The following is a 25,757-nucleotide window of genomic DNA, read 5'->3' as shown; positions in this document are numbered from 1 at the left end:
TAAAATGGTTTGTGTCGGCTAATTTGCTAGCTAGTATCTAATGGAGGTCTTATATGCGTTGTCCGAAGTGTCATTTTAATAAATCGAGTGTTATTGATAGCCGTCAAGCAGAAGAAGGGGCAACTATTAGGCGTCGTAGGGAGTGTGAGAACTGCCATTATCGCTTTACGACCTTTGAGCGTGTGGAGTTGTTGCCCTTACTTGTTGTCAAAAAAGACGGCACACGTGAGCAGTTTTCACGTGAGAAAATTTTGAATGGGATTGTGCAGTCAGCCCAAAAACGTCCTGTCTCTAGCGATGATATCGAGTCTGTGATTAGCCGTATTGAGCAGCAAGTCAGAGCAGACTATGAAAATGAGGTGCCAAGTACCGTGATTGGAAATCTTGTCATGGATGAGTTGGCAGAGCTTGATGAGATTACCTATGTGCGCTTTGCTAGTGTCTACAAGTCCTTTAAGGATGTAGATGAGATTGAGGATTTACTGCAGCAAATCACTAAGCGTGTGCGTGGAAAGAAAAAGAAGGCGGAAGTCAAAGATGATGCCGATTGACACCTTTCGTTACGTCAAAAATAATCAAACGAGTAGAGACCTAGACAATCTCACACAGCTCTATCAGCCGATTATCGGCAATGACGCACAGGCGCTCTATCTTTATTTTCAAAGTTTCTTTGACAATGGAAACTATGACCATAAGGTCACAGATATTTTGAACCATTTGCAGTTTGGGGCTCCTCGCTTAAATGAAGCTCTTGATTTTTTGACAGCTATGGGCTTGGTTGCGCTCTACCAGACTGTGGAGGGTGTTTATCTGGTCAAGCTCAACTCACCCCTTGATAGAGAGCATTTTCTAGCGCATGCTGTTTATCGTAAGCTTTTAGAAGCTAGGATAGGTGAGGTAGCTGTCAAGGAGTTGGAGTATGTTTTGCCTCAGGATGTGACCAATCAGTCCAAACGTTTTTCAGATGTTTTTGGGCATGTGGAAAAAAGTGCGTCTGCTAAAACGGTGACGTCTTCCACTGTGCAGTTTGATTTGGAGAGTTTCAAGCGCCTTATGCAGCGTGACGGTTTGTTCTTTAAGGATGAACAGGCGGATGTGGTGACTTTGTACTCGATAGCTGAGCGCTACCATCTCAACTGGTTTGACACTTACCAGCTTGCTAAAAGAACAGCTATCGATGGTGAGATTGCACCTAAAAGAATGGTCAAAGGCCATCAAAATGAGACGCAGCAAACAACGACAACAAGCTTTACAGAGAGTGAGCAAGCGCTCATCCGTGAAGCAAAATCCAGTGCTGCTCTGCCATTTTTAGAAAAAATCAAGCAAACGAGACGTGCGGTTGTGACCTCTAGCGAGAAACAGCTGCTTAAAGACCTAGCTGCCATGAGCTTTTTAGACGAGGTCATCAATATCATGGTCCTCTACACGCTCAATAAAACCAAATCCGCTAATCTCAACAAACCTTATCTCATGAAGGTGGCAAATGATTTTTCTTATCAGAAAATCACGAGTGCAGAAGAAGCGGTGCTAAAGATGCGCAGTTTCACAGAGCGCAAAAAATCACCCTCTAAACAAGCAAAAACAAAAACCAAAACCAATGTTCCGTCTTGGAGCAATCCTGATTTTAAAGACAATACAACACCTGAAATGCAGGCTAAGCTTGATAGTCAAAAGCAAGGCTTGCTCGAGAAACTGAGAAAGGCTGGTGAGTAGATGAAGTCTGTAGGAGAGTCTATGGGGGAGCTTAATCGTCAGGTTGATACTGACTGGGTGCAGGCGATTTTGTCAGACCCGCAGGTGGCAGAGTTCATCACAAGCCACCAACTGACCCAGCACGAAATCGACATTAGCTTGTCAAAATTTAACCAATTTTTGCTGGAGCGCAGGAAATATGAGACAAACGATGCGACTTATCACGCTAAGGGCTATCGTCCTATACTGGTGATGAATGAGGGCTACGCTGATGTCACTTATCAAGAGACAAAAGAGCTCATTGAAGCGCAAAAAGCGCAAGCTATTACTAAGAATATCAATCTTGTCAACCTTCCAAAGTCGTATAAAAACATCACGTTTAGAGATATTGACCCGACAGCGTCTAAGTTAGCTGTTCTCAATATCTTGGTGGATTTTGTCGAGCAGTACCCAAAAGAGGGTCAAAAAGGGCTCTACCTCTACGGTGATATGGGCATTGGCAAGTCCTACTTTATGGCGGCACTAGCGCATGAGATGTCTGTTTTAGGGGTTGCTACGACCATGGTGCATTTTCCAAGCTATGTCCTTGATGTCAAAAATGCCATCTCAACTGGCACGGTAAAGGAAATGGTGGACGCTATTAAGTTAGCGCCGATGTTGATTTTAGATGACATTGGTGCAGAGCAGGCGACGTCTTGGGTGCGTGACGAGGTCTTGCAGGTCATCTTACAGTACCGCATGACGGAGAATTTGCCGACCTTTTTCACTTCCAACTATTCTTTTTCGGATTTGGAAGCCAAGTGGGCAAATATCAAGGGCAATGATGAGACCTGGCAGGCAAGACGTGTCTTAGAGCGTTTACGCTATCTGGCTAATGAATTTCACTTAGAAGGTGGCAACCGCCGCCACGACGCTATGGAAGAATAGAATAAATTATAAAAGAAAGAAGGTTTTTATGGCATTACCAACAGTTGCCATTGTTGGTCGTCCCAATGTCGGGAAGTCAACATTGTTTAATCGTATTGCAGGAGAGCGCATTTCGATTGTCGAGGATGTCGAAGGGGTGACTCGTGACCGCATTTATGCGACTGGTGAGTGGCTCAATCGCTCTTTTTCGCTCATCGATACGGGTGGTATTGATGATGTAGATGCGCCTTTTATGGAGCAAATCAAACATCAAGCTGATATTGCCATGACAGAAGCGGATGTTATCGTTTTTGTCGTGTCTGGAAAAGAAGGTGTCACAGACGCTGATGAGTACGTCTCAAAAATCCTCTACCGCACCAACAAACCCGTCATTTTGGTGGTCAATAAAGTGGACAATCCAGAGATGAGAAGCGATATTTATGATTTTTACTCACTCGGACTTGGTGACCCATATCCAGTGTCATCTGTTCACGGTATCGGAACCGGTGATGTGCTAGACGCTATCGTGGAAAATCTCCCTATCGAAGCGGTCGAAGAAAATCTAGACATCATCAAGTTCAGTCTCATCGGTCGCCCAAATGTCGGAAAATCAAGCCTTATCAACGCTATCCTTGGTGAGGAGCGTGTGATTGCTAGCCCTATCGCTGGAACGACTCGTGATGCGATTGATACGCATTTCACAGACAGCTCTGGTCAAGAGTTCTTGATGATTGATACCGCTGGTATGCGTAAGTCTGGCAAGGTCTATGAAAACACGGAAAAATACTCTGTCATGCGCTCTATGCGAGCTATTGACCGCAGTGACATTGTCCTTATGGTGATTAACGCTGAGGAAGGCATTCGTGAGTATGATAAGCGTATCGCTGGTTTTGCCCACGAAGCTGGAAAAGGCATTATCATCGTTGTTAATAAATGGGACACCATCACAAAGGACAATCGCACCGTCAAAGAATGGGAAGATGATATCCGTGATAACTTCCAATACATCAGCTACGCTCCGATTATCTTTGTATCAGCACTGACTAAACAACGCCTCAATAAACTGCCAGATATGATCAAGGCAATCAGTGAGAGTCAAAACAAACGTATTCCATCAGCTGTTTTGAACGATGTTATCATGGACGCTATCGCAACCAACCCAACGCCAACGGACAAGGGCAAACGCTTGAAGATTTTCTACGGCACACAAGTTGCCGTCAAACCACCGACCTTTGTCATTTTTGTCAATGAAGAAGAGCTCATGCACTTTTCTTACCTACGCTTTTTGGAAAATCAAATCCGTGCTGCTTTTGGCTTTGAAGGCACACCGATTCACTTGATTGCACGAAAGAGAAAATAGCCATGTCGGTTCGCTTTGAAAAGGTCACAAAGGAAAACAGAGCAGCTGTTCTTTCTTTGCGTCTCCATTCCTTTCAAAAAGGCTACACGGAGTCAATAGAAGAGAGCTTAGAAGAGGCAGAAAAATACCTATAGTGGCAGCCTTGTGCGGTGTATCATGGAGAGGAGCTTGTCGGCTTTACCATGTATGGATATTTTGCTGTGGATAGTGAACTGTGGATTGATACCATTGTGATTGACCGCTTTTGTCAAGGTAAGGGCTACGGTTGCAAGCTTTTAGAGCAGCTCTTAGAGCTACTAGCTGAGCGCTATTCACACAAACCTATCTATCTCAGCGTTTTTTCGGACAATTACTCAGCCATTCATCTCTATCAAGACCTAGGCTTTCAGTTTAATGGTCAGCTAGATACCAAAGGTGAGCAGATAATGGTCTATACGTTTGAGGACTAGTCCTCTGGTATTCAAAAATAAACTGAAAAACCAGCGTTAGCTGGTTTTTTCTTTACACAACGTCAAAAAACGTCTCATTTCCATTTAATAAGCAAAACAATTTTTACTTTTAAGCCAAATTAAAGACATTTTTCACATATATTTGTTATAATAGAGTGATAAGGAAATGGTGGTATGAGAGTATGAGTAGAATGATTCCAGGGCGTGTCCGCAATCAAGGAATTGCTCTTTACGACGATGGTTCGATCGCATCCGTTTCAGAGCAAAATGGGACAATTATCGCCAATATTCAAAATGAAAAACTCCAATACACTTTAAATGGTGATGTTGTAGACTGTACGTGCCCGCTTTTTTCGAGTAAGGGCTACTGTGAGCATTTAGCAGCCTTAGAGTATTATCTCAAGAACGCTCCAACTGGGCAAGCGCTTGTTGAGAGCTTGGAAGTTCCAAAAGAAGAAGTTAAACTTCCAAAGGAAGCTTCTTTTAGCAACCTCTTTTTAGATAGTTTACTAGGTAGTGATGATGATACGACACGCTACCGTCTTTGTGCTTATGGCGAGATAAACGCCAATGGCAACGAGGTTTGGTGGACACTCAAGCTAAACCGCCTGCCAGACAGTAAGAGCTATGTCATCAGAGACATCAGAGCTTTTTTAGCGACGGTTCAAAAAGAAGGTTTCTATCAGATTGGTAAGCACTATTTTGAGTCGCTCTCTTATGGGCAGTTTGATGAGAAGAGTCAGGAGTTACTCTGCTTTTTAGCAAAATTGTTGCCAGATTCTGACCAGTTTGGGGCTGAGAACTGTCTACGTCACAACGGACGTTATCTCTTTTTTAGCAGTGGCTTTTTCACTGAGGGCGTTGCTTATTTACAAGCTCTTTATGACTTTAACTTTGAAGCGGACAATAAGTCCTACGCAAAACTTGTGACCAAGCGACTGGAAGGCAAGGACAATCTTTTTGTTTTTACAGTGGTTGTAGAGCGTCATAGTGTTATTTTGACCATCGCTGAGCATGATTTTGACACGCTCTATGGCAGTCGTATTTTACGTCGTGACAATACCTTTTACCTGCTCGACCCTAAGCAGCTTAGAATCTTGCAAGCCATTCACAGTTTGCCGATTGAGACGGATGATAAGCGTCATCTTTTCTTCACGCATGATGACCAGCCTTCTCTTGCCATGAGTTTACTTGATTTTCAGCTTTTAGGAGTGGTGCATGCCCCTAAAAACTATCAGGTTAAGGACTTTACGACGCACTTTTACTTGGACATGCCAGAGGATGACAGGATTAGTTTGCAGCTCGTTTTTGACTATGGGGACGGTCTTTTGGTGGACAATCAAAAGGATTTGCAGGAGTTGCCCTTTACCAGTCATTATCGCCACCAAGAGCGTCTTTTCCGCTTTTTGGTCAGTAAAGGCTTTGGTAAACGCTTTAAAACCAGCCTCGTCTTAGAAAATGCAGAAGACGTCTATTACTTTTTTGTGGAGTGGTTGCTAGAATTTGAAAAACGTGGCGTTGTGCATTTGTCACCTTTCCTAGCTAGTCAACGTATTCAAGAGCAACCTAGAATTGCCCTTGATTTTCAAGGTGGTTTTCTAGATATTTCCTTTGACTTTTCAAGTCTTGATGAAAAGGATATCGACAAAGCCCTTGACGCCCTTCTTGATAATCAATCTTACTTCGTCAATAAAAAAGGGAAGCTATTGGTTTTTGATGAGGACACGCAAAAGGTCAGTAAAGTCTTGCAGAGTTTACAAACCAGCACGCTTTCTGATGGGCACTTGAAGGTGCACCAAGCAGAAGCTTACAGGCTGTCTCACCTGCTGTCTTCTGAGAGTCAGGTGGTATTTTCTAAGAACTTTGAGCAGCTCGTACATGACCTTAGATACCCAGAGGAGTACGCCCTGCCAGATATTAGTGTGCAGGCGACGCTTAGAGACTATCAGCAGTTAGGAGTACGCTGGCTGTCCATGCTTGCAGACTATGGCTTTGGTGGTATTTTGGCAGACGATATGGGGCTTGGTAAGACCTTGCAGACCATTGCTTTTTTGAGCTCACGCTTGACCAAGCAGTCACGTGTCCTTATCTTAGCGCCGTCTAGTTTGATTTTTAACTGGCAGGATGAGTTCAAGAAATTTGCTCCGCAGTTAGATGTGGCTGTTTCTTACGGCTTAAAGCCAGCACGAGACAGTATCATATCTGAAAATCCCCAAGTCATTATCTCAAGCTATGCTGCTTTTCGTCAGGACTTTGAGACTTATCAATCTCAAGGTTTTGCCTATGATTATTTGATTTTAGACGAGGCGCAGGTCATGAAAAATGCCCAGACCAAGATTTCAAAACGCCTACATCAGTTTGAGGTCAAACACTGCTTTGCCCTTTCTGGAACACCGATAGAAAATAAATTATTAGAAATCTGGTCTATTTTTTCTATTGTCATGCCAGGACTTTTGCCGAGCAAACGTGAGTTTCTCAAGTTAAGCTCTCCGCAGGTTGCCCGCTACATCAAGCCTTTTATCCTACGCCGTCGTAAAGAGGATGTACTGCCAGAATTGCCAGAGTTGCTTGAGATGACCTATACCAATGAACTGGCAGACAAACAAAAAGCCATGTATTTAGCGCAATTGCGTCAAATGCAGCAAAGTATCGCTGGTGCTAGTGATAAGAGTATCAGCCGTCAGAAAATCGAGATTCTATCAGGTATCACTCGCTTACGTCAAATCTGCGACTCCCCAAGTCTTTTTATGGAGGATTATGATGGGGAGAGCGGTAAAGTGGAGAGTCTTCGCATGCTACTTGCCCAGCTAAAGGAAAATGGACACCGTGCGCTCATCTTCTCACAATTTAAAGGCATGCTGGACATTGCTGAAAGAGAACTTAAAGCCCTTGAGATGACCAGCTACAAACTCACAGGGTCAACCTCATCTGTTGACCGCCAAGAGATGACCAAAGCCTTTAACAAAGGAGCAAAGGACGTCTTTCTCATTTCACTAAGAGCAGGAGGTGTTGGGCTCAATCTCACAGGCGCAGACACAGTTATCTTGATTGACCTTTGGTGGAATCCAGCAGTTGAAATGCAAGCCATTAGCCGTGCCCATCGTATCGGGCAAAAAAGCACCGTGGAAGTCTACCGCTTAATCACACGAGGCACCATCGAGGAAAAAATTCTTGAGTTGCAAGAAAGCAAGAAAAATCTAGTCACCACAGTCCTTGATGGCAATGAAAGCAGAAGCTCTCTATCTGCTGAGGAAATCCGTGAAATACTCGGTGTGGATGAACCAGTCACTTAAATCTGCTATTAAACTTTGAAAAATGATAGATTTTAGTTTATAATGGGAATGTTGTCACTTAGAGGTGATAAAGGATGACACGTCGTAGCAAGAAAATCTTGCTGCCATGTTTAAAAGAAATTGTATTAGAGAGGGTGACGCTATGCACAAAGACAGAAGACCGTTTCCGCTAGTAGCGGATGGTGAGCCAGTCAGTACAGAAGAGACTGTAATGTCCTTGTATGACAACGAAGATTTGATTAGTAATATTCATGGAGTTTACCATGAAAAATCTTACGATGATATCAAACCAAGTCACAAGACCTTGCAGCCAAATCAAAGACAAGCCCAGCGTCATCAAAAAGACATTGATAGTGGTAAGTCCTACGCTAGACAAGCAAGACAGCAGGCAAAAGTAGATGTCAAAAAGAAACGTCAGACCTATCTGACCAAGGACATCACCAAAACCACAGGCTTTGAAATGCCTAAAAAAGTGGTTTCTGTGCCTACCAAAAAGAAACGTCAGGGCGATTATGCCAAGTACTCTAGCAGACTATCGCAAGACAGCTATATCTTAGCTGAGTTGCCAACGGTTTACAAAGAACCTCAAAATAAGCCCGCTATCAAGTCGAAAAAAAATAATTATGATTTCTTGAAAACAAGTCAAATCTATAATCCAAAAGATAAACAAACACTCCATGAGCCTGCTCAAGAGCTGAACTTAGCTCGTTTTGAAGGCTAGTTTATCTGTTATCTTAAAGAGGAAAAAATATGTCAAAAATCTATCATTTTATCGGAATTAAAGGCTCAGGAATGAGTGCGCTTGCCCTAATGCTTCATCAAATGGGCTACAAGGTTCAAGGAAGCGACGTTGAAAAGTATTATTTTACACAGCGTGGCTTAGAGCAAGCAGGTATTACCATTCTCCCTTTCTCTGAGGCAAATATCACAGAAGATGTTGAGTTGATTGCTGGAAATGCCTTTCGTGAAGATAACAATGTAGAAGTTGCTTACGCTATTAACAATAATATCCCGTTTAAACGCTACCATGAGTTTTTAGGGCATTTTATGGAGCAGTTTACAAGTCTAGGTGTGGCTGGAGCGCACGGTAAGACCTCAACTACAGGGCTTTTATCACATGTTCTCAAAAACATCACAGATACGTCTTACCTTATCGGGGACGGGACAGGGCGTGGCTCTAAGGATGCTAAGTACTTTGTCTTTGAGTCGGATGAGTACGAGCGCCATTTCATGCCATATCACCCAGAGTACTCTATCATCACCAACATTGACTTTGACCATCCAGACTATTTCACGAGCATTGATGACGTCTTTAATGCCTTTAACGACTATGCTAAGCAGGTGAAAAAAGGCTTGTTCCTTTACGGAGACGATGTTTATCTTCGTAAGATTGAGTCTGACGCACCGATTTATTATTACGGTTTCAATGACAATGACGACTTTACTGCTTTTGACATCACACGTACAACAAGCGGTTCTGATTTCAAGGTGAAGCACGATGGTAAAGTCTTAGGGACTTTCCATGTGCCAGCTTTTGGACGTCACAATATCCTCAATGCGACAGCTGTTATTGCTAACTTGTATGTCGTAGGGATTGATATGGAGCTAGTAGCTGAGCACTTAAAGACTTTCTCTGGCGTTAAACGTCGCTTTACTGAAAAGGTTGTCAACGGCACTACCATCATTGATGACTTTGCCCATCATCCAACTGAAATCATTGCAACACTGGATGCGGCACGTCAAAAATACCCATCTCGTGAGATTGTGGCGATTTTCCAACCGCATACCTTTACACGTACCATTGCTCTCTTAGATGAGTTTGCAGAAGCACTCAACCAAGCGGATAGCGTCTATCTAGCGCAGATTTACGGCTCTGCACGTGAGGTGGACCACGGCGATGTTAAGGTTGAGGACTTGGCAGCTAAGATTGTCAAGCCAGCACAGGTGATTACAGTGGAAAATGTCTCACCGCTCCTTGACCATGACGACGCTGTCTACGTCTTTATGGGAGCTGGGGACATTCAGCTCTACGAGCGCTCTTTTGAGGAGTTGCTTGCAAGCTTGACTAAAAATAGACAATAAGATCTCACCTCAACGGTTGATAGTAAAGACTGGGTCTAGTAAGACTCAGTCTTGTTTGTAGGAGAAGTATATGATGATTAGAAATGTAAAACCAGATGATTTTGAGACCATCTGTCAGATCGAGAGAGCAAATTTCTCAGCTAGTGAGGCAGCAAGCTCGCAGGCGATGAGAGAGCGGATAGAGCGTCTAGCAGATACTTTTTTAGTTGCTGAGATAGGGGGCGAGATTGCTGGCTATGTTGTGGGTGCTGTGACTTTTGATAAGTACCTAGACGACGCTCTGTTTGAGGCAGTCACTAAAAATCCAGCGCAGGGTGGCTTTATTGCTGTGATGAGCTTGTCAGTCTCAAACAACTATAAAAAGCAAGGTATTGGAACAGCTATGCTTGCGGCGCTAAAGGATGTGGCTGTAGCCAGACAAGCTAAAGGCATTACGCTTACTTGCCATGAGGAGCTGATTGGCTACTATGAGATGAATGGCTTTTGCGATGAAGGACAGTCACTCTCAACGCATGGTCAAGCGACTTGGTACAATATGCTCTGGTACTGCTAAGCAGCTCGCTACAGCGCTAGAGCTTGATTTTACTAGCTTTTTAAGGTATAATAGCTTGATTACTATTAGGAGGACGATGCTTTGGCGGATAATCAAGACGACAAGCAGAGGGCTAAACAGGAGTTTGGCAGCTTTAAAGAGCGCATCCTAGCGGAGTTGGAAGAAGCCACCCGTATCAGACAGGAGCGTGAGGAGAGAGCTTACCAAGAACAGCTAAAACAGCAAGAAGAAGCCAACCTGTTAGCACAACAATTGAAAAAGGATTCCCAACCTAATCTTATCAATACGACATCATCTGAAAGTGATAATTTTGAGACGCAGGAGACAGAGCTCCTTAGGACCTCAGAAAGTAACGATCAGCCAGTTTCCTCGGAAGATTTAATCCAACCTTTAGAGGAGACCTCTGAGCTTGCGAGTGAGAGCAGCTTGCCTCGTGCGACCTTTGTTCCTGATTGGAATGAGACAGACCTTGCTCAGGTTGAAAAAAGTGCGTCGCAAGAGAGTGAGCCTTCAATTGATGAGACTTCAGAAGATGATGTTCATCAAACCTTGGGAAATATAGAAGAAGTTGAGCAAGATGATAGGACAACGTCTGAATCTGATGTTGGTACATACCAAGCGTCAGAAACATTTACAGTTCATCCTATCTCAGCCTCTGATGACCAGATAGAAGTTGACAATCTCGCTGCTAATGACAGTGCGGGGCTAGAAGTTGATTCGCTGCTTGATGTGACTGCAGGGCGTACCGAAGTTCATCAAGTGTTGGATAATCTGGAAAAAGTCTTTAGCCCAGAGCTTGAAGTATCTGAGGCTTCTGCTGTGGAGCCTGCTAGCGAGCTACCAACAGAACCAGAGCCTCAAGTATCTGAGATGGCACCAGTTAGCTATGAAGCGCCCCTTGAGACCGCTCCTAGCGTCTCTGATGAACAGCCAGAAACTGAGGCCATCGAAGTCAAGCTCGCTCAGTCTGAAGAATTTGAAGAGGAAATCTCATCTGAAAGCGAGTCGCTACTTGATGTGACTGCGGGACGTACCGAGGTACACCAGGTGCTAGATAACTTGGAGAAAGTCTTCAGCCCCGAACTCGAGGATGGCACTCCTGTAGCCTTTCCACCAGTTGAGGACAAGCCTACAGCAGAGGTGGAGCAAGAGGTTTCAACAGAGACTCCTGTTTCTGAAGGTTCTAGCAAAGTAGCTGTATCTGAGTCAGATGAGGAAGAGTTGAAGGAGAGTGTGGGGAAACGTAGAAAGAAAAAGTTGGTGCAAAAGAAGCGCCAGAGACGTGAGAGTCTCGCTAAAAAGTTAGCCTTATATATCATTTCCATAACCCTAGTTATTTTATTAGCGGTTGGTGGATTTGGGGCGTACTATATCTCAAACAGCTTAAAGCCAGTTAATAGCAAATCAACAGACTATGTACAAGTCGAGATTCCAGCAGGCTCTGGTACCAAGATGATTGGGCGAATTTTGGAGAAAAAAGGTCTTATCCGAAATGCTACGATTTTTAACTATTATTCTAAGTTTAAAAATTATAGCAATTACCAAAGTGGCTACTTTAACTTGCAAAAGAGTATGTCGCTTGATGAGATTGCAAAAGCGCTCCAAAAGGAAGGGACAACCAGCCCAACCCAGCCTGTACTTGGTAAGGTACTCATCAAAGAAGGCTATACTATCGAGCAGATTGCAAAAGCTATCGAGGTCAATGCCAACAGCAAGAAATCAAGCAAGACACCGTATAGTGCTAGTGATTTCTTGAAGTTGATGAAAGACGAGTCCTTTATCAAGGAGATGGTTGAGAAATATCCTAAGCTTTTGGCTAACCTACCGTCAAAAGACGAAGCGGTTTACCAGCTTGAGGGTTATCTCTTCCCAGCGACCTATGACTACTATAAGGCGACGAGCCTTAAAGACTTGGTCGATACCATGCTTCAGACCATGGACACGACACTTGCAAACTACTACACAACCATTTCAGAAAAGGGCATGACGGTCAATCAAGTCTTGACACTTGCTTCTCTTGTTGAGAAGGAAGGGCAGACGGATGAGGATAGAAGAACCATTGCCAGCGTCTTTTATAACCGTCTAAATGCTGGACAAGCGCTTCAAAGTAACATTGCTGTTTTATATGCAATGGGTAAACTTGGTGAGACCACCACACTTTCTGAAGACGCTAATATTGACACAAGCATTGATTCGCCTTATAATGATTATACTCATACAGGACTCATGCCAGGACCTGTAGACAGTCCAGGACTTTCAGCTATCAAGGCAGTGCTCAATCCTGAAAGTACAGATTATTACTACTTTGTAGCGGATGTCAAGACTGGTAAGGTTTATTATGCAAATGACTATGAAACCCATCAGAAAAATGTTGAAAAATATGTCAACAGTCAAATTTCAAATTAGAAAAGAGAGTAATTAACAATGGCAGAAAAAACATATCCTATGACACAGGCTGAAAAAGAGCAGCTTGAACAAGAATTAGAAGAGTTAAAATTAGTGCGTCGCCCAGAGGTCGTTGAGCGTATCAAGATTGCACGCTCTTACGGTGACCTTTCTGAAAACAGCGAGTACGACGCAGCAAAAGACGAGCAAGCCTTTGTTGAAGGACAAATCTCAACTCTTGAAACTAAAATCCGCTACGCAGAAATCATTGATAGCGATGCCGTTGCCAAAGATGAAGTGGCTATCGGAAAAACAGTTGTTGTCCAAGAAGTGGGAACAACGGACAAGGATACTTACGTTATCGTGGGTGCAGCGGGAGCTGATATCTTCTCAGGTAAGATTTCAAACGAAAGCCCAATCGCACAAGCCCTTATCGGTAAAAAGACTGGTGACCAAGCAGTCATTGAGTCACCGGCTGGTGATTACACCGTTGAGATTATCAGCGTTGAAAAAACAAACTAAGAAAAATCCCAAGAGTTACTCTTGGGATTTCCTGCTATCTAAAAACTCTCAAGTTAGCCTTGAGAGTTTTGGTTTATTTCTTACGTTTTTTCTGTTTACCAGCGTTGCGTTTTTTGTGCTGTTGTGAGATGGCAGCTTGATTTGTGTTCTTTGGTTTTTGTGTGACGTCTTTACGACGTTTTGGTGTAGAGACACGAGGAGGATTTTTCTTGTATTCTTCCTCAACACGCTGACGTAAACGTGGTTTCATGATGTAGGTTGTAATCAACTGTTGGATGATACTAAAGATACCACCGACAAACCAGTAAAGAGCGACGCTTGCTGGCAGGCTGATAGACATAAAGAGCATGACCAGTGGCATGGTATAAGTCATGGTCTTCATCTGACTGCGTTGCGTTTCAGGGGCAGCTTGGAGTGACAGCCAAGACTGCACATAGTAGAGAGCAGCGATGATAAGTACCAAGATGAGGTTTTGCTTACCAAGGTCCATCCCAAGGAAGGTCGCTTCTGAAACCCCTGCAGTGTAGCGAGTCGCCACAAAGATAGCTGAGAAGAAAGGCATTTGGATGAGCAGTGGCAGACATCCCATACCACCAAACATGCTAACGCCAGCTTCACGCTGAGCCTGCATGAGCTCTGTCTGCGCAGCCATTTTTTCCTCTTGTGTTGTGGCATTGCGGATACGCTCGTTGATTGGCTCAAAGATAGGTTTGAGATAGTTCATCTTTTCAGCTTGGTAGCTTGCTTTATAGGACTGATAGAGTCCAAGTGGCAAGATAATCAAGCGAACAATAATGGTCACAAGGATAATAGCAACCCCAAATCCTAAACCTTGATTTTTGGCAAAGAAAGTAATGAGATTTGCCATGGGAACACCAAGGACATTCCAAACCGTTCCAGTTGGCTGACCATTTTTAACGTTGACACAGCCAGAGAGTAGCACTAGCATGGATAGTGCTAACCCTGAGAAGAGAAGACGCTTCGTATTTTTTTTCAATGATATAATCCTTTTTCTAAATTTAGTCTTACCTTACTATTTTACTTTTTTTTTAGGTAGAATACAATAGTTCTTGAGACGGATTTTTAATTGGCGATTTTAAAATCGTGATAATCGGGGAAGTTGTCCATCTTAACATCCACATAAGTGACCTTTGCCCACTGAGAGGGACCTTGTCTGACGCCTTTAATAAAGGTAGCCATTTTGCTGTTATCGTCGGACTCAGCAAGAATCTCAACAGTGCCATCATCATTATTCCAGACACGACCGTAGATGTCACCAATTTCTAGTGCGAGAGCATAGGTGGAGTAGCGAAAGCCAACTCCCTGAACACGCCCAGACACAAGCATACGTACTTTTTTCATGTTCTCCTCCTTTGTTTTTTCAATCTTGTGGGATTTGTGTTATACTTTCTCTATGACTATTATAACCTCAAAAGCAAATAATCTCATCAAAAAGACTAAAAAATTACTCCAAAAAAAGTATCGTAAGACATCCTACTTGATTGAGGGCTGGCATTTATACGAAGAAGCTAGGGCAAATGGAGCTGCTATTTTATGTGTCTTTGTGACGGAGGAGTTTTTAGAGCGTGTAGGTGATGAAGGACAGGTTGTTGTCGTTTCCTATGATGTGCTAAAAGAGCTGACAGAGTCGCAAACGCCACAAGGTATCGTCGCTGAAATAGCGCTAGAGAGTAAAAAATGGCAGGCTAGCGCAGGGCGTTTTTTGATTTTGGAGGATGTGCAAGACCCAGGAAATGTCGGTACCATGATTCGCACAGCGGACGCTGCTGGTTTTGATGCCGTTATCGTCTCTGACAAGTCAGCAGACATCTACAGCCAAAAGACCTTGCGTTCCATGCAGGGCAGCCACTTTCATCTCCCTATCTACCGTATGCCCATGTCTCGTGTGCTGGATGATGTGACGGAGCACAAGATTCCACTCTTAGCCAGTACCTTGTCAAAAGACTCGATCGACTATCATCAGCTGGAAAAATTTTCTTCCTTTGCTCTTGTTATGGGAAATGAAGGACAAGGTATCTCAGACGAGATGGCAAGCTGTGCTGACTATCTGGTGCATATCGACATGCCTGGACAGGCTGAAAGCCTCAATGTCGCTGTCGCTGCGGGTATTCTTATTTTCAGCCTTATTTAAGTCAAAGTGGTATAATAGACTACAGAGGTGATTGTGATGAAATCTTATAAAAAAGATAAAGAATACATGTCTCTTGTTGGACCACTCATTGACCATCCTCGCTTTCAAAAGTTAGATGGTATCGTCCAACATCACCACTCTACTAGACTAGAACATTCGATAAACGTCAGCTACACCAGCTATAAAATTGCCAGGCGTCTCGGTTGGGACGCTAAAAGCACAGCACGTGGTGGGCTGCTACATGACTTTTTCTACTACGATTGGCGTACAACCAAGTTCAACAAAGGACATGCTTGGGTGCACCCACGCATTGCTGTGCGTAATGCTAGAAAAGTCACGACACTGAATAAACGTGAAGAAGATATTATCCTAAAACACATGTGGGGAGCTACCATTGCGCCACCACGCTACAAGGAAGGCTATATCGTCACTATGGTTGACAAATACTGGGCGGTGCGTGAAGCGTCTCGTCCCTTGAAAAAATGGTTCAAAAAACCGATTGCCTACAGCAGAAAACTGCTAGGTAGTCATCATCATTAAAAGCTGGGCTTTGCTTGGCTTTTTCATCTCCCTGATTTTTCAAAAAGGGTACAAATAATAGACGTTTAAGAAGCTTTTATGTTAGAATAGGACTATTACAAGTTGAGAGGACATTGATATGAATGATAATGTGATTTATACACAGAGCGACGCTGGTCTCAATCGTTTCTTTGCCAAGATTTATGGACTGGTTGGCATGGGGATTGGTCTGTCTGCTTTTGTGTCGTACTTAATGCTTTATGTCTTTACAGATAATTTGATTGCCAGCTACTCTAATCCTGTGATTTACTACGGAGCGTGTATTCTAGAGTTGGTTTTAGTCTTTAGCGCAAGTAGCGCAGCTCGCAAGAATACGCCAGCGGCTCTGCCTTTATTTTTAGTTTATTCAGCGCTCAATGGCTTTACGCTTAGCTTTATCATTGCTACTTATGCACAGGCTGTTGTTTTGCAGGCATTTTTATCAGCTATGGGTGTATTCTTAGTGATGGCGTTGATCGGTGTGGTTGTCAAACGTGATTTGTCAGGCATTGCCAAGGCAGCTATGGCGCTTTTGATTGGTGTTATTATCGCAAGTGTGCTCAATATCTTCTTTGCTAACGGCACGATGAGCTATATCATCAGTCTCTTATCAGTTGCGATTTTTTCAGGTTTGATTGCTTATGACAATCAACTTATCAAGCGTGTTTACCAATCTACAGGCGGTCGTACAACAGATGGTTGGGCGATTTCGATGGCGCTAAATCTTTACCTTGACTTTATCAACCTGTTTCTAAGTTTACTACGCCTCTTTGGCGATAACGATTAAGAGTAAAAACTGGGGTAACCCAGTTTTTTTGTGGACTTTCTTGTCAGAATTTTCTATAAAATTATCATTTTTATGTTATAATAAGAACAATACACCAAAGGAGAATACGATATGAAGACACCATTTGTGAGTAAAGAGCAAGTAGACCTTATCACCGAGCAATTTCCAACACCTTTTCACCTCTATGATGAAAAAGGTATTAGAGAGACGGCTCGTGCGGTAAATGCAGCCTTTTCATGGAACGAGGGATTTAAAGAATATTTTGCGGTCAAGGCAACACCCAATCCAACGATTTTGAAGATTTTAAAAGAAGAGGGGTGCGGTGTGGACTGTGCGACAGATGTGGAGCTGATGATGAGCCATAAAGTGGGTTTTAGTGCTTCTGAGATTAGCTTTACCTCAAACGATACACGCCCAGAAGAGTTTGTCTATGCCCGTGAGATTGGAGCGACCATTAACCTTGACGCTTATGAGGACATTGCCTTTTTAGAAAAAGCATGTGGTCTGCCGGATAAAGTATCGCTTCGCTTCAATCCTGGGGGTGTCTTTGCGCTAGGCACAGACATCATGGATCATCCAGAAGAGTCCAAGTTTGGGATGACCAAAGAACAACTCTTTAAAGGCTACAAGGAATTAGCAGACAAAGGCGTCACTTCCCTTGGTCTTCATGCCTTTTTGGCGTCCAATACAGTGACCAATGACTACTATCCAACGCTTGCCGCTCAGCTCTTTGAGCTGGCTGTTGAGCTGAAAAATGAACTTGGTATCAGCCTCGACTTTATCAATCTATCTGGCGGTATCGGTGTGGATTACACATCAGAAAATCGCCAAAATGATATCGCTGCGATTGGACAAGGTGTCCACGAACAGTTTGATAAGATTTTGGTGCCAAATGGTCTAGGTCATATCAGCATTTACACAGAGCTTGGACGTTACATGCTAGCACCACACGGTCATCTCATCACAAAGGTCTTGCACCGAAAAGAAACCTATCGCACCTACATCGGACTGGATGCTTGTGCAGTCAATCTCCTGCGCCCTGCCATGTATGATGCTTATCATCACATCACCAATCTCTCTAATCCAGATGGAACACTGGAGACAGTTGATGTGGTTGGCTCTCTATGTGAAAACAATGATAAATTTGCCAAAAATCGTGAATTGCCTGAAGTGAGAATCGGTGATATACTTGTCATCCACGACACGGGAGCGCATGGCTTTTCAATGGGTTACAACTACAATGGTCGTCTGCGCTCGGCTGAGATTCTCCTACAAGAAGACGGCACAGCTCGTATGATTCGACGTGCTGAGACGCCAGAGGATTATTTTAACACTTTGTATGGCTTTGATTTTGACAAATAAGATAGCAAGGAAGCGCTTGTTTTCTTGTCTCTCTATCTTTATTTTGGTATAATGGGTAAGAGAATTTATAGAGGAGAATGCTAGAATGAATACTGCACTTTGGATTTTATTGGTTATCATTGCGCTCTTTGCGGGAGCTGTTGGAGGAATTTTTATTGCTCGCCGTCAGTTCACCAAAGAAGTTAGTGAATATCCTCGCCTAACACCAGATGCTATTCGTGAGATGATGAGCCAAATGGGACAAAAAACAAGCGAAGCTAAGATTCAACAAACCTATCGCAACATTATCAGACAATCAAAAGCAGCTGCCAATAAAGGCAAAAAATAGACAGTCAACAAGATTGTCCAAAAGAGTGAGTCAGTGTCCACTAAACTTGAAAACGGGTCAGGCTTAGCTCAGATGATGAGAGAGTTTGGGGCAGAGGTCTCAAACTCTTTTTTAGCAAGATAGGCAAAAAAGGAGAAGATATGGATAATCGTCCAATCGGTTTTTTGGACTCTGGTGTTGGTGGCTTGACTGTCGTCAAAGAGATGTTTAAGCAACTGCCAGAAGAAGAGATTATTTTTATCGGGGATCAAGCACGTGCTCCCTATGGTCCAAGACCAGCCGAGCAAATCAGAGAATACACTTGGCAGATGGTCAATTTCTTATTAACACAAAATGTCAAGATGATTGTCATTGCCTGCAATACTGCAACGGCTGTTGTCTGGAAGGAAATCAAAGAGCAGCTGACCATTCCTGTTTTGGGGGTTATCTTGCCCGGTGCTAGCGCAGCCATTAAGTCTACGCAATCAGGAAAAATCGGCGTCATCGGTACTCCCATGACGGTTAAATCCGACACTTATCGTGAAAAAATCCAGCGCCTAGCGCCTGAGATGGAGGTGGAGAGCCTTTCTTGTCCCAAGTTTGCGCCTATCGTTGAGTCTAATCAGATGATTTCAAGTGTCGCAAAAAAGGTGGTTTATGAGACCTTGGCGCCACTAGTAGGCAAGGTTGATACGCTCATTCTAGGTTGTACGCATTATCCTTTATTAAGACCGATTATCCAAAATGTGATGGGGCAGTCGGTTAAGCTCATTGATAGCGGAGCAGAGACGGTGCATGATATTTCCGTCTTGCTCAATTACTTTGAGATTAACCGCAACCGTAGGCAAAAAGAAGCGCAACATCACTTTTACACAACAGCCAGTCCCAAGGGCTTTAAAGAAATTGCGGAGCAATGGATGGGAAGAAAAATTACCGTGGAGCATATCGATTTATGACAGAAAAAATATTTGAATACAAAGATGACAAAGATTGGTACGTCGCAAAACTCAAGGTTGATGGGTGTAGATTTTCATTCTCAGATGAAATCGATATGATTGTGACATCTTTAAACAATCTCCTATTAGATGAGGACAATCACTTTAAAATCGCACTGGGTGTGATTAAATACAGCTCTCCCTATCGCTTGATTCGTTTTTATTTGGAGCTGATAAATGCGCTTGAAAAACGTTCGCTAAAAGCGGTGGCTCATAAAGGTGCGGTGCTTGTTGTTGAGGATGATAAGGTGCTGTTTGTTCACGTGCCAAAAGGTGGTGTAGAGGTGTCAGCCTTCTTAGATGGTGCTGAGCTTGATTTTGGCGATACCATTTTGATTGCGACACGCAATGAAGGCAAAACCAAAGAATTTCGTCAGTTATTTGCTAAGCTCGGTATCACCGTACAAAACCTCAACGACTATCCAGACTTGCCAGAGGTTGAGGAGACGGGCATGACCTTTGAGGAAAATGCTCGTCTCAAGGCAGAAACCATCTCACGCTTAACGGGTAAGATGGTGCTGGCTGACGACTCAGGGCTCAAAGTGGATGCGCTAGGTGGGCTTCCAGGCGTGTGGTCCGCTCGCTTTTCAGGACCAGATGCCACGGACGCTAAGAACAACGCTAAGCTCCTCCATGAGCTGGCTATGGTATTTGAGCCAGAAGACAGAAGCGCTCAATTTCACACGACCTTGGTCGTCGCAGCGCCCAACAAAGAGAGCCTAGTGGTTGAAGCAGATTGGAAAGGTTATATCGGTGTGGAGCCAAGAGGAGAAAACGGCTTTGGCTACGACCCACTTTTTCTGGTTGGACACACAGGACGTACAGCAGCAGAACTCTCTGCTGAAGAAAAAAATGCCCAATCTCACAGAGGACAGGCGGTTAAAAAACTGATGGAGGTATTTCCACAATGGCAACACAATTTGTAGTAATGAGCGACTCACACGGTGATTATGACATTGTCAAAGATATCAAGGATAGATACCAAGGCGAGGTAGATGCTATTTTCCATAATGGGGATTCTGAGCTCAAGAGCTCTGACCCTATTTGGGATGGGATTTATGTGGTGCGTGGCAATTGTGACTATGATGACGGCTATCCTGAAAATAATGTCGTCGAGCTTAATGGGATAATAATTGCACAGACCCATGGACACCTCTATCAGATTAACTTTATGTGGGATAGACTGGATTTATTTGCCCAAGAGGCTGGCGCTGATATTTGTCTATATGGGCATTTGCATAGAGCCAGTGCTTGGCGCATGGAGGACATTGTCTTTATCAATCCAGGAAGTGTCTTGCAGCCACGAGGTGAGGTGATGGAAAAACTCTATGCCTTTGTCACAGTGACAGACACGACCATAAAAGTAGACTTTTACACCCGCAACCATGAGCTATACCCACAATTATCACAGGAGTTTACACGATGATTGCAAAACCGTTTGAAGATTTTTTATTAAAACATTTGGAGCACTATCTGATTCTTGCGGATGAGCTGGCGATTTTTATTGATACCCACAATGCAGACCATGTCATGCTGGTTTTAAGTGCCAACGGCTTGTCACGTGTCCCTGTTATCACAAAAGACAAGATTTACGTGGGTACGATTAGTATAGCTGATATGCTAAGCTATAAGGCTAGCCACCACTTGTCAGACTGGGAAGTGACTGGTAGTGACATTGCGCCTATGGTCAATACCAAGATTGAGCCTTTGCATAAGGACGCTGATTTGACTGAAATTATGCACAAGCTTGTGGATTATCCTTTCTTGCCTGTTGTGGATGACGAGGGTGTCTTTCAAGGGATTATCACACGAAAATCTATCTTAAAAGCTGTTAACAGCCTGCTTCATGACTTTACCAACGACTATGACCTCATCCCAAAAGAAACTGACTGATTGGTTAGATGACTTTTTAGCGCACAAGCGTTTGTCGCAAAATTCGCAAATGAACTATCGCTACGACATCAAGCAGTTTTTAGAAGATGTTGACAATCAACTGACGCTTGAGAAATTGCGTCTCTACGAGCAAAAGCTCTCGACCAAGTCACCAGCTGTCAAAAAGCGCAGACAATCCACGCTCAATCAGTTTTTATGGTTTTTGTATAGGGAGGGAGTTCTTGATTATGCTTATAAGTTTCATGTCGCCTCTCAAGCGAGCTCTCCTCAGCTCACAAAGCAGCCACAGCTTTTAGATAAGTCTCTCTTTTACGCTGCTACTTCTGATACAGATGGTCAGCTGATAGCGTTGTTGATGGTAGAGTTGGGGCTGACACCGACTGAAATTGCCCGCCTTGACAGTGAAAGAATTGACCTTGAGTTTGGCATTATCCGCCTTGAGAAAAAGGACTGTGTGCGTATTGTCAAGTTGCCTAAGCCCCTAGTTAGAAGTCTTGAAAAAAAGATGGTAAACACAGGCTATCTCTTTTCTCATAAGGGGAAACCTTACTCAAGGCAGTGGTATTTTAAAAAATTGAGCGCTTATTTGGAGACGATTGGTATAGCCGATGAGACAGCTCAGTCGCTTCGTACGCAGTATATCTTGGGTGAAAAAGCTGCTGGAAAGACAGCACAAGAAATCGCACAGCAGTTAGGACTGAAAAGTGCAGTGACACTGGAGAAATATTTTTAATGGATATTAAGTTAAAAGATTTTGAAGGTCCGCTGGATCTTCTTCTTCATCTTGTTTCAAAATACGAAGTGGATATTTACGATGTTCCGATTGTGGAGATTATCGAGCAGTATCTGGCTTACATTGCTACACTCAAAGCTATGCGGCTTGAGATTGCTAGCGAATATATGGTTATGGCAAGCCAGCTCATGCTGATAAAGAGTCAAAAGTTATTGCCCACGGTTGTTGAAAATCTCCCTAATGAGGAGGATTTGGAGCAGGAGCTGCTCAGCCAGATTGAGGAGTATCGCAAGTTTAAAGAGCTGAGCGAAGAGCTTGGTAAGCAACACGATAAGCGGGCTCAATTTTACTCCAAACCCAAGCAAGAACTCATCTTTGAGGAGACGACACTAGCGCATGACAAGACCATCATGGATTTATTTTTGACTTTTTCAAAGGTCATGGCGAGTCGGCAAGAGACGCTTATGCAGCAGCATACAGTCGTTGAGCGAGATGACTATCGCATTGAGGACATGATGGAGGATCTTCTGTATCGCTTGGGCAGTCAACAAAAGCTTTGCTTACAAGAAATTTTTGAGACATGCCAGCAAAAAAACGAGATGATTACCCTCTTTTTAGCGACGCTTGAGCTGATAAAGCTGCAGCAAGTAGATGTCAAGCAGTCTGAAAACTTTGGTAAGATTTACCTAGCACTTCCTAAGGAAAATAAAACAGAAAAGGTATAAAGGCGAGATGAATTATTTAGCACGATTAGAGGCACTTCTTTTTGTGGCAGGTGAGGATGGGCTTAGTTTACGCCAGTTAGCGGAGCTATTAGAGCTGACACCGACAGCACTCACACAGCAGCTGGAAAAATTAGCGAGTCGTTATGAAGAGGATGCAGACTCTAGTCTTTGCTTGTTAGAGACCTCACAGACCTACAAGCTGGTGACAAAGGACAGTTTTTCAGACTTGCTTAGGGATTTTGCCAGCTCACCAATCAATCAAACCTTGTCACGAGCTAGCCTTGAGGTGCTCTCGATTATTGCCTACAAGCAGCCAATTACCCGCATTGAGGTTGACGCTATTCGAGGGGTTAATTCAAGCGGTGCCATTAGCAAACTGCAAGCCTTTGGATTGATTAAGGAAATAGGGAAAAAAAAAGTTATTGGACGTCCCAAGCTCTATGCGACGACGGATTATTTTCTCGACTATATGGGAATCAATCACCTCGATGAGTTAGTAGACGCTTCTAATATCCAGTTGATTGACCAAGAGTTGACACTTTTTAATCTCGAAGAAGACGAAAGGGAAGAACAAGAATGAGAATAAACAAATACATCGCACATGCTGGTGTTGCTAGCCGAAGAAAGGCAGAAGAACTGATCAAAAACGGACATGTCACGATCAATGGTGAGGTCGTTGACAACCTTGCTACACAGGTCAAAGCAAGCGACCGTGTCGAGATTGATGGCAGTCCTATCTACAACGAAGAAAAGGTCTACTACCTACTCAACAAACCTCGTGGGGTCATCTCAAGTGTCTCTGATGAAAAGGGACGTAAGACCGTCGTGGACTTGCTGCCTGAGGTGAGAGAGCGTATCTATCCTGTTGGGCGTCTCGATTGGGACACATCTGGGCTGCTTATTCTAACGAATGACGGTGACTTTACCGATAAGATGATTCACCCAAGAAATGAGATTGACAAGATCTATCTGGCACGTGTCAAGGGTATTGCAACCAAGGAGAACTTGCGTCCTTTGACCCGTGGGGTTATGGTTGATGGCAAGAAAACAAAGCCAGCGCACTATCATATCGTCAAGGTGGACAAGGAGAAAAACCGCTCGGTGGTTGAGCTGACGATCCACGAAGGGCGCAATCACCAAGTCAAGAAAATGTTTGAAGAAGTGGGGTTTATAGTAGACAAGCTCTCACGCATTCGCTTTGGGACGCTGGATTTGGCAGGGATTCGACCTGGTGAGTTTAGAAAATTAAGCAAAAAAGAAATCAGTCAGCTGCACAACGCAGCCATCAACCATAAATGATAACACGTTTTTTTATCTGGCTTGTTAAGCTCTATCAGCGCTACATTTCCCCAGCCTTTCCAGCGACTTGTCGCTATCGTCCTACCTGCTCAGCCTACATGATTGAGGCGCTGCAAAAGCATGGCTTAAAAGGGCTTGTCATGGGAATCGCTCGTATTTTGCGTTGCCATCCCTTTGTCAAGGGGGGAGACGACCCTGTTCCAGACCATTTTACACTCAGACGATCACAAAAATAGCGGTGTCAATGACACACGCTATTTTTTTATAGTTTAGACCATGTTCTAGGTAGGAGCAAGAGGATGATAGGATAAATCTCAAGACGCCCTGCAATCATGGCAAAGGATAAGAGTAATTTTGAGAAAGGGCTAAAGATAGCAAAGGTATCTGTTGTTCCTAGCATAGGTCCGATATTGTTAAAGCAAGAAGCTGCTGCGCTGACCACCACCATGAAGTTGTTGTTATCAAGGCTCAAAAAGAGAGTAAGCGCCAAGAAAATCGCTCCGTAGATGGTCAGATACTTGAGCACGCCGTGCTGTGTTTCCTTGTCAATGACACTACCATTGATATGCAGAGACAGCACACGGTTAGGGTAGAGATTTGAGAGGATATGATTGCGTGAGATTTTGGCTAAAATCAAAGCTCGCATGACCTTGAGCCCCCCAGCTGTTGAGCCCGCTGAACCTCCGATAAACATCAAAAGAAGCAAGATACATTGGGAGAATAAAGGCCAATGCGCAAGGTCTGTAATTCCAAAACCAGTCGTTGTGATGATGGTTGACACTTCAAAAAAGACCTTCTCTAAACCGTCTGTGAAGTTATCATACATACCAAGGACATTGAGCGCAATGAGAGCTGTTGCCGCAAGCACGATACCTAGATAAGTGCGCAATTCCTCATCTTTAAAGAAAGCTTTGAGTTTACCTAGTAAGAGCAGGTAGTAGAGGTTAAAGTTGACCCCAAAGACCAACATACCAATAGCTACGGTATTGGTGATGAGTGGGCTGTTGTAGTGAGCCATACTGTCGTTATAAACAGCAAAGCCTCCAGTCCCTGCCGTTCCCATAGCGGTCACAAAACTATCAAAGACAGGCATGCCCTCAAAGATAAGGATAACCGTAAAAATGGCAAACATAATCAAGTAGAGAATGTAGAGGATTTGTGCGGTTTCCTTTAGCTTAGAGACGACCTTACCAAAAACTGGTCCAGGCACTTCAGCCCGCATGACCTCAAGGTAGCTGCTTTTGCTATTTTCCATAATGGCAAGGGCAAAAACTAACACCCCCATCCCTCCGATGAGGTGGGTAAAGCTCCGCCAAAAAAGCAGTGAATGCGATAGCACACTCACATCTGGTAAGATAGTCGCCCCCGTCGTTGTAAATCCTGAGCTAGTCTCAAAAAAAGCGTCAATGATATTTGGAATTTGCCCTGAAAAGACAAAGGGCAAAGCTCCAAAGAAAGACCAGAGAATCCAACAAAGGGCGACAATCAACATCCCTTCACGAGTGTAGATGTGATGATCACGAGGCTTAAAGCCATTTCCAATCGCTCCAATGACCAGCAAGATAGCCATAGTCGCAAGGATACTCAGAAGTATCTTAGGAGACTCATGATAGATTAGCGCCACAATCAGTGGGACAACTAGGAGCGCAGCCTCGATAAAGAGCAATTTTGAGAGAAGATAACGTACCATATGTCGATTCATAC

General features: G+C 43.7%; 29 protein-coding genes. 26 read left to right on the top strand and 3 right to left on the bottom strand.

Translation table 11 applies throughout. The features are described 5' to 3' along the window. Positions 1-53: 53 nt before the first annotated feature. From nrdR to greA, 12 genes are all read left to right on the top strand, one after another. Complete coding sequence (nrdR, locus tag AALA56_RS01155) at positions 54-551, top strand: transcriptional regulator NrdR (protein ID WP_115270770.1); 498 nt, start codon at positions 54-56, stop codon at positions 549-551. Beyond that, the gene (locus AALA56_RS01150) at positions 538-1,713 is read left to right on the top strand and encodes a DnaD domain protein (RefSeq protein WP_369908376.1); all 1,176 of its coding nucleotides are present in this window, start codon (positions 538-540) and stop codon (positions 1,711-1,713) included. Before nrdR ends, AALA56_RS01150 begins: the two co-directional genes overlap by 14 nt. Beyond that, positions 1,714-2,619, top strand: a complete 906-nt coding sequence (dnaI, locus tag AALA56_RS01145; protein ID WP_369908375.1) for a primosomal protein DnaI — start codon at positions 1,714-1,716, stop codon at positions 2,617-2,619. A gap of 28 nt (positions 2,620-2,647) precedes the next feature. Then, positions 2,648-3,958 carry a ribosome biogenesis GTPase Der gene (der, locus tag AALA56_RS01140; RefSeq protein WP_369908374.1) on the top strand — a complete coding sequence of 437 codons (1,311 nt, stop codon included), beginning with the start codon at positions 2,648-2,650 and terminating at the stop codon, positions 3,956-3,958. A gap of 2 nt (positions 3,959-3,960) precedes the next feature. Further along, positions 3,961-4,092: a hypothetical protein gene (locus tag AALA56_RS01135; RefSeq protein WP_369908373.1), complete on the top strand. Its 132-nt coding sequence runs from the start codon at positions 3,961-3,963 to the stop codon at positions 4,090-4,092. Between the two features lie 15 nt (positions 4,093-4,107). Then, positions 4,108-4,407 (top strand): GNAT family N-acetyltransferase, encoded by a 300-nt coding sequence (locus tag AALA56_RS01130; RefSeq protein WP_369908372.1) that lies wholly within the window; start codon positions 4,108-4,110, stop codon positions 4,405-4,407. A 182-nt stretch (positions 4,408-4,589) separates the two neighbouring features. Continuing rightward, positions 4,590-7,700, top strand: coding sequence for an SNF2-related protein (locus tag AALA56_RS01125; protein ID WP_369908371.1), 3,111 nt, complete (start codon positions 4,590-4,592; stop codon positions 7,698-7,700). A 142-nt stretch (positions 7,701-7,842) separates the two neighbouring features. Beyond that, positions 7,843-8,421 (top strand): hypothetical protein, encoded by a 579-nt coding sequence (locus tag AALA56_RS01120; RefSeq protein ID WP_369908370.1) that lies wholly within the window; start codon positions 7,843-7,845, stop codon positions 8,419-8,421. A 29-nt stretch (positions 8,422-8,450) separates the two neighbouring features. After that, the gene (murC, locus tag AALA56_RS01115) at positions 8,451-9,782 is read left to right on the top strand and encodes a UDP-N-acetylmuramate--L-alanine ligase (protein ID WP_369908369.1); all 1,332 of its coding nucleotides are present in this window, start codon (positions 8,451-8,453) and stop codon (positions 9,780-9,782) included. Positions 9,783-9,852: 70 nt separating this feature from the next. Continuing rightward, positions 9,853-10,335 (top strand): GNAT family N-acetyltransferase, encoded by a 483-nt coding sequence (locus AALA56_RS01110; RefSeq protein WP_369908368.1) that lies wholly within the window; start codon positions 9,853-9,855, stop codon positions 10,333-10,335. 870 nt (positions 10,336-11,205) lie between these two features. Next, positions 11,206-12,741: an endolytic transglycosylase MltG gene (gene mltG, locus AALA56_RS01105; protein WP_440210892.1), complete on the top strand. Its 1,536-nt coding sequence runs from the start codon at positions 11,206-11,208 to the stop codon at positions 12,739-12,741. 18 nt (positions 12,742-12,759) lie between these two features. Next, positions 12,760-13,242, top strand: a complete 483-nt coding sequence (greA, locus tag AALA56_RS01100; protein WP_115270756.1) for a transcription elongation factor GreA — start codon at positions 12,760-12,762, stop codon at positions 13,240-13,242. Between the two features lie 73 nt (positions 13,243-13,315). Here greA and yidC read toward each other — a convergent pair whose 3' ends face one another. Then, positions 13,316-14,239 (bottom strand): membrane protein insertase YidC, encoded by a 924-nt coding sequence (gene yidC / locus AALA56_RS01095; protein ID WP_369908367.1) that lies wholly within the window; start codon positions 14,237-14,239, stop codon positions 13,316-13,318. 86 nt (positions 14,240-14,325) lie between these two features. Further along, the gene (locus AALA56_RS01090; RefSeq protein ID WP_369908366.1) at positions 14,326-14,604 is read right to left on the bottom strand and encodes an acylphosphatase; all 279 of its coding nucleotides are present in this window, start codon (positions 14,602-14,604) and stop codon (positions 14,326-14,328) included. A gap of 52 nt (positions 14,605-14,656) precedes the next feature. On the opposite strand from AALA56_RS01090, the gene AALA56_RS01085 reads away from it, so the two are divergent. From AALA56_RS01085 to yidD, 14 genes are all read left to right on the top strand, one after another. Beyond that, the gene (locus AALA56_RS01085; protein ID WP_369908365.1) at positions 14,657-15,394 is read left to right on the top strand and encodes a TrmH family RNA methyltransferase; all 738 of its coding nucleotides are present in this window, start codon (positions 14,657-14,659) and stop codon (positions 15,392-15,394) included. Positions 15,395-15,430: 36 nt separating this feature from the next. Beyond that, complete coding sequence (locus tag AALA56_RS01080; protein ID WP_369908364.1) at positions 15,431-15,934, top strand: HD domain-containing protein; 504 nt, start codon at positions 15,431-15,433, stop codon at positions 15,932-15,934. 118 nt (positions 15,935-16,052) lie between these two features. Further along, positions 16,053-16,739: a Bax inhibitor-1/YccA family protein gene (locus tag AALA56_RS01075; protein WP_115270746.1), complete on the top strand. Its 687-nt coding sequence runs from the start codon at positions 16,053-16,055 to the stop codon at positions 16,737-16,739. Positions 16,740-16,850: 111 nt separating this feature from the next. Continuing rightward, positions 16,851-18,101 (top strand): diaminopimelate decarboxylase, encoded by a 1,251-nt coding sequence (locus tag AALA56_RS01070; RefSeq protein ID WP_369908363.1) that lies wholly within the window; start codon positions 16,851-16,853, stop codon positions 18,099-18,101. A gap of 85 nt (positions 18,102-18,186) precedes the next feature. Next, on the top strand, positions 18,187-18,429 hold the full coding sequence (locus AALA56_RS01065; protein WP_369908362.1) for a YneF family protein: 243 nt from the start codon (positions 18,187-18,189) through the stop codon (positions 18,427-18,429). 140 nt (positions 18,430-18,569) lie between these two features. Beyond that, positions 18,570-19,364 (top strand): glutamate racemase, encoded by a 795-nt coding sequence (gene racE / locus AALA56_RS01060; protein ID WP_369908361.1) that lies wholly within the window; start codon positions 18,570-18,572, stop codon positions 19,362-19,364. Then, positions 19,361-20,329 (top strand): nucleoside-triphosphate diphosphatase, encoded by a 969-nt coding sequence (locus AALA56_RS01055; RefSeq protein ID WP_369908360.1) that lies wholly within the window; start codon positions 19,361-19,363, stop codon positions 20,327-20,329. The genes racE and AALA56_RS01055 overlap by 4 nt, the downstream gene beginning before the upstream one ends. Continuing rightward, complete coding sequence (locus AALA56_RS01050) at positions 20,311-20,829, top strand: metallophosphoesterase (protein ID WP_369908359.1); 519 nt, start codon at positions 20,311-20,313, stop codon at positions 20,827-20,829. Before AALA56_RS01055 ends, AALA56_RS01050 begins: the two co-directional genes overlap by 19 nt. Beyond that, positions 20,826-21,296 carry a cyclic-di-AMP-binding protein CbpB gene (gene cbpB, locus AALA56_RS01045; protein ID WP_369908358.1) on the top strand — a complete coding sequence of 157 codons (471 nt, stop codon included), beginning with the start codon at positions 20,826-20,828 and terminating at the stop codon, positions 21,294-21,296. Before AALA56_RS01050 ends, cbpB begins: the two co-directional genes overlap by 4 nt. Then, entirely contained in the window at positions 21,250-22,029 is a 780-nt protein-coding gene (gene xerD / locus AALA56_RS01040; RefSeq protein WP_369908357.1) for a site-specific tyrosine recombinase XerD, read from the top strand. The genes cbpB and xerD overlap by 47 nt, the downstream gene beginning before the upstream one ends. Further along, positions 22,029-22,754, top strand: coding sequence for a segregation/condensation protein A (locus AALA56_RS01035; protein ID WP_369908356.1), 726 nt, complete (start codon positions 22,029-22,031; stop codon positions 22,752-22,754). Before xerD ends, AALA56_RS01035 begins: the two co-directional genes overlap by 1 nt. A gap of 7 nt (positions 22,755-22,761) precedes the next feature. Beyond that, complete coding sequence (gene scpB, locus AALA56_RS01030) at positions 22,762-23,334, top strand: SMC-Scp complex subunit ScpB (RefSeq protein WP_369908355.1); 573 nt, start codon at positions 22,762-22,764, stop codon at positions 23,332-23,334. Further along, positions 23,331-24,053 (top strand): pseudouridine synthase, encoded by a 723-nt coding sequence (locus AALA56_RS01025; protein WP_369908354.1) that lies wholly within the window; start codon positions 23,331-23,333, stop codon positions 24,051-24,053. The genes scpB and AALA56_RS01025 overlap by 4 nt, the downstream gene beginning before the upstream one ends. Next, positions 24,050-24,289 (top strand): membrane protein insertion efficiency factor YidD, encoded by a 240-nt coding sequence (yidD, locus tag AALA56_RS01020; protein WP_369908353.1) that lies wholly within the window; start codon positions 24,050-24,052, stop codon positions 24,287-24,289. Before AALA56_RS01025 ends, yidD begins: the two co-directional genes overlap by 4 nt. Before the next feature lie 26 nt (positions 24,290-24,315). On the opposite strand, the gene AALA56_RS01015 is transcribed toward yidD, so the two are convergent. Further along, on the bottom strand, positions 24,316-25,755 hold the full coding sequence (locus AALA56_RS01015) for a TrkH family potassium uptake protein (protein WP_369908352.1): 1,440 nt from the start codon (positions 25,753-25,755) through the stop codon (positions 24,316-24,318). Positions 25,756-25,757: the final 2 nt, after the last annotated feature.

The sequence above is a fragment of the Streptococcus hyointestinalis genome, assembly GCF_041225505.1.
Lineage (GTDB): Bacteria > Bacillota > Bacilli > Lactobacillales > Streptococcaceae > Streptococcus > Streptococcus hyointestinalis_B.
The sequence above is the reverse complement of the archived record's forward strand: the minus strand, read 5'-3'. Positions and strand labels throughout refer to the sequence as shown.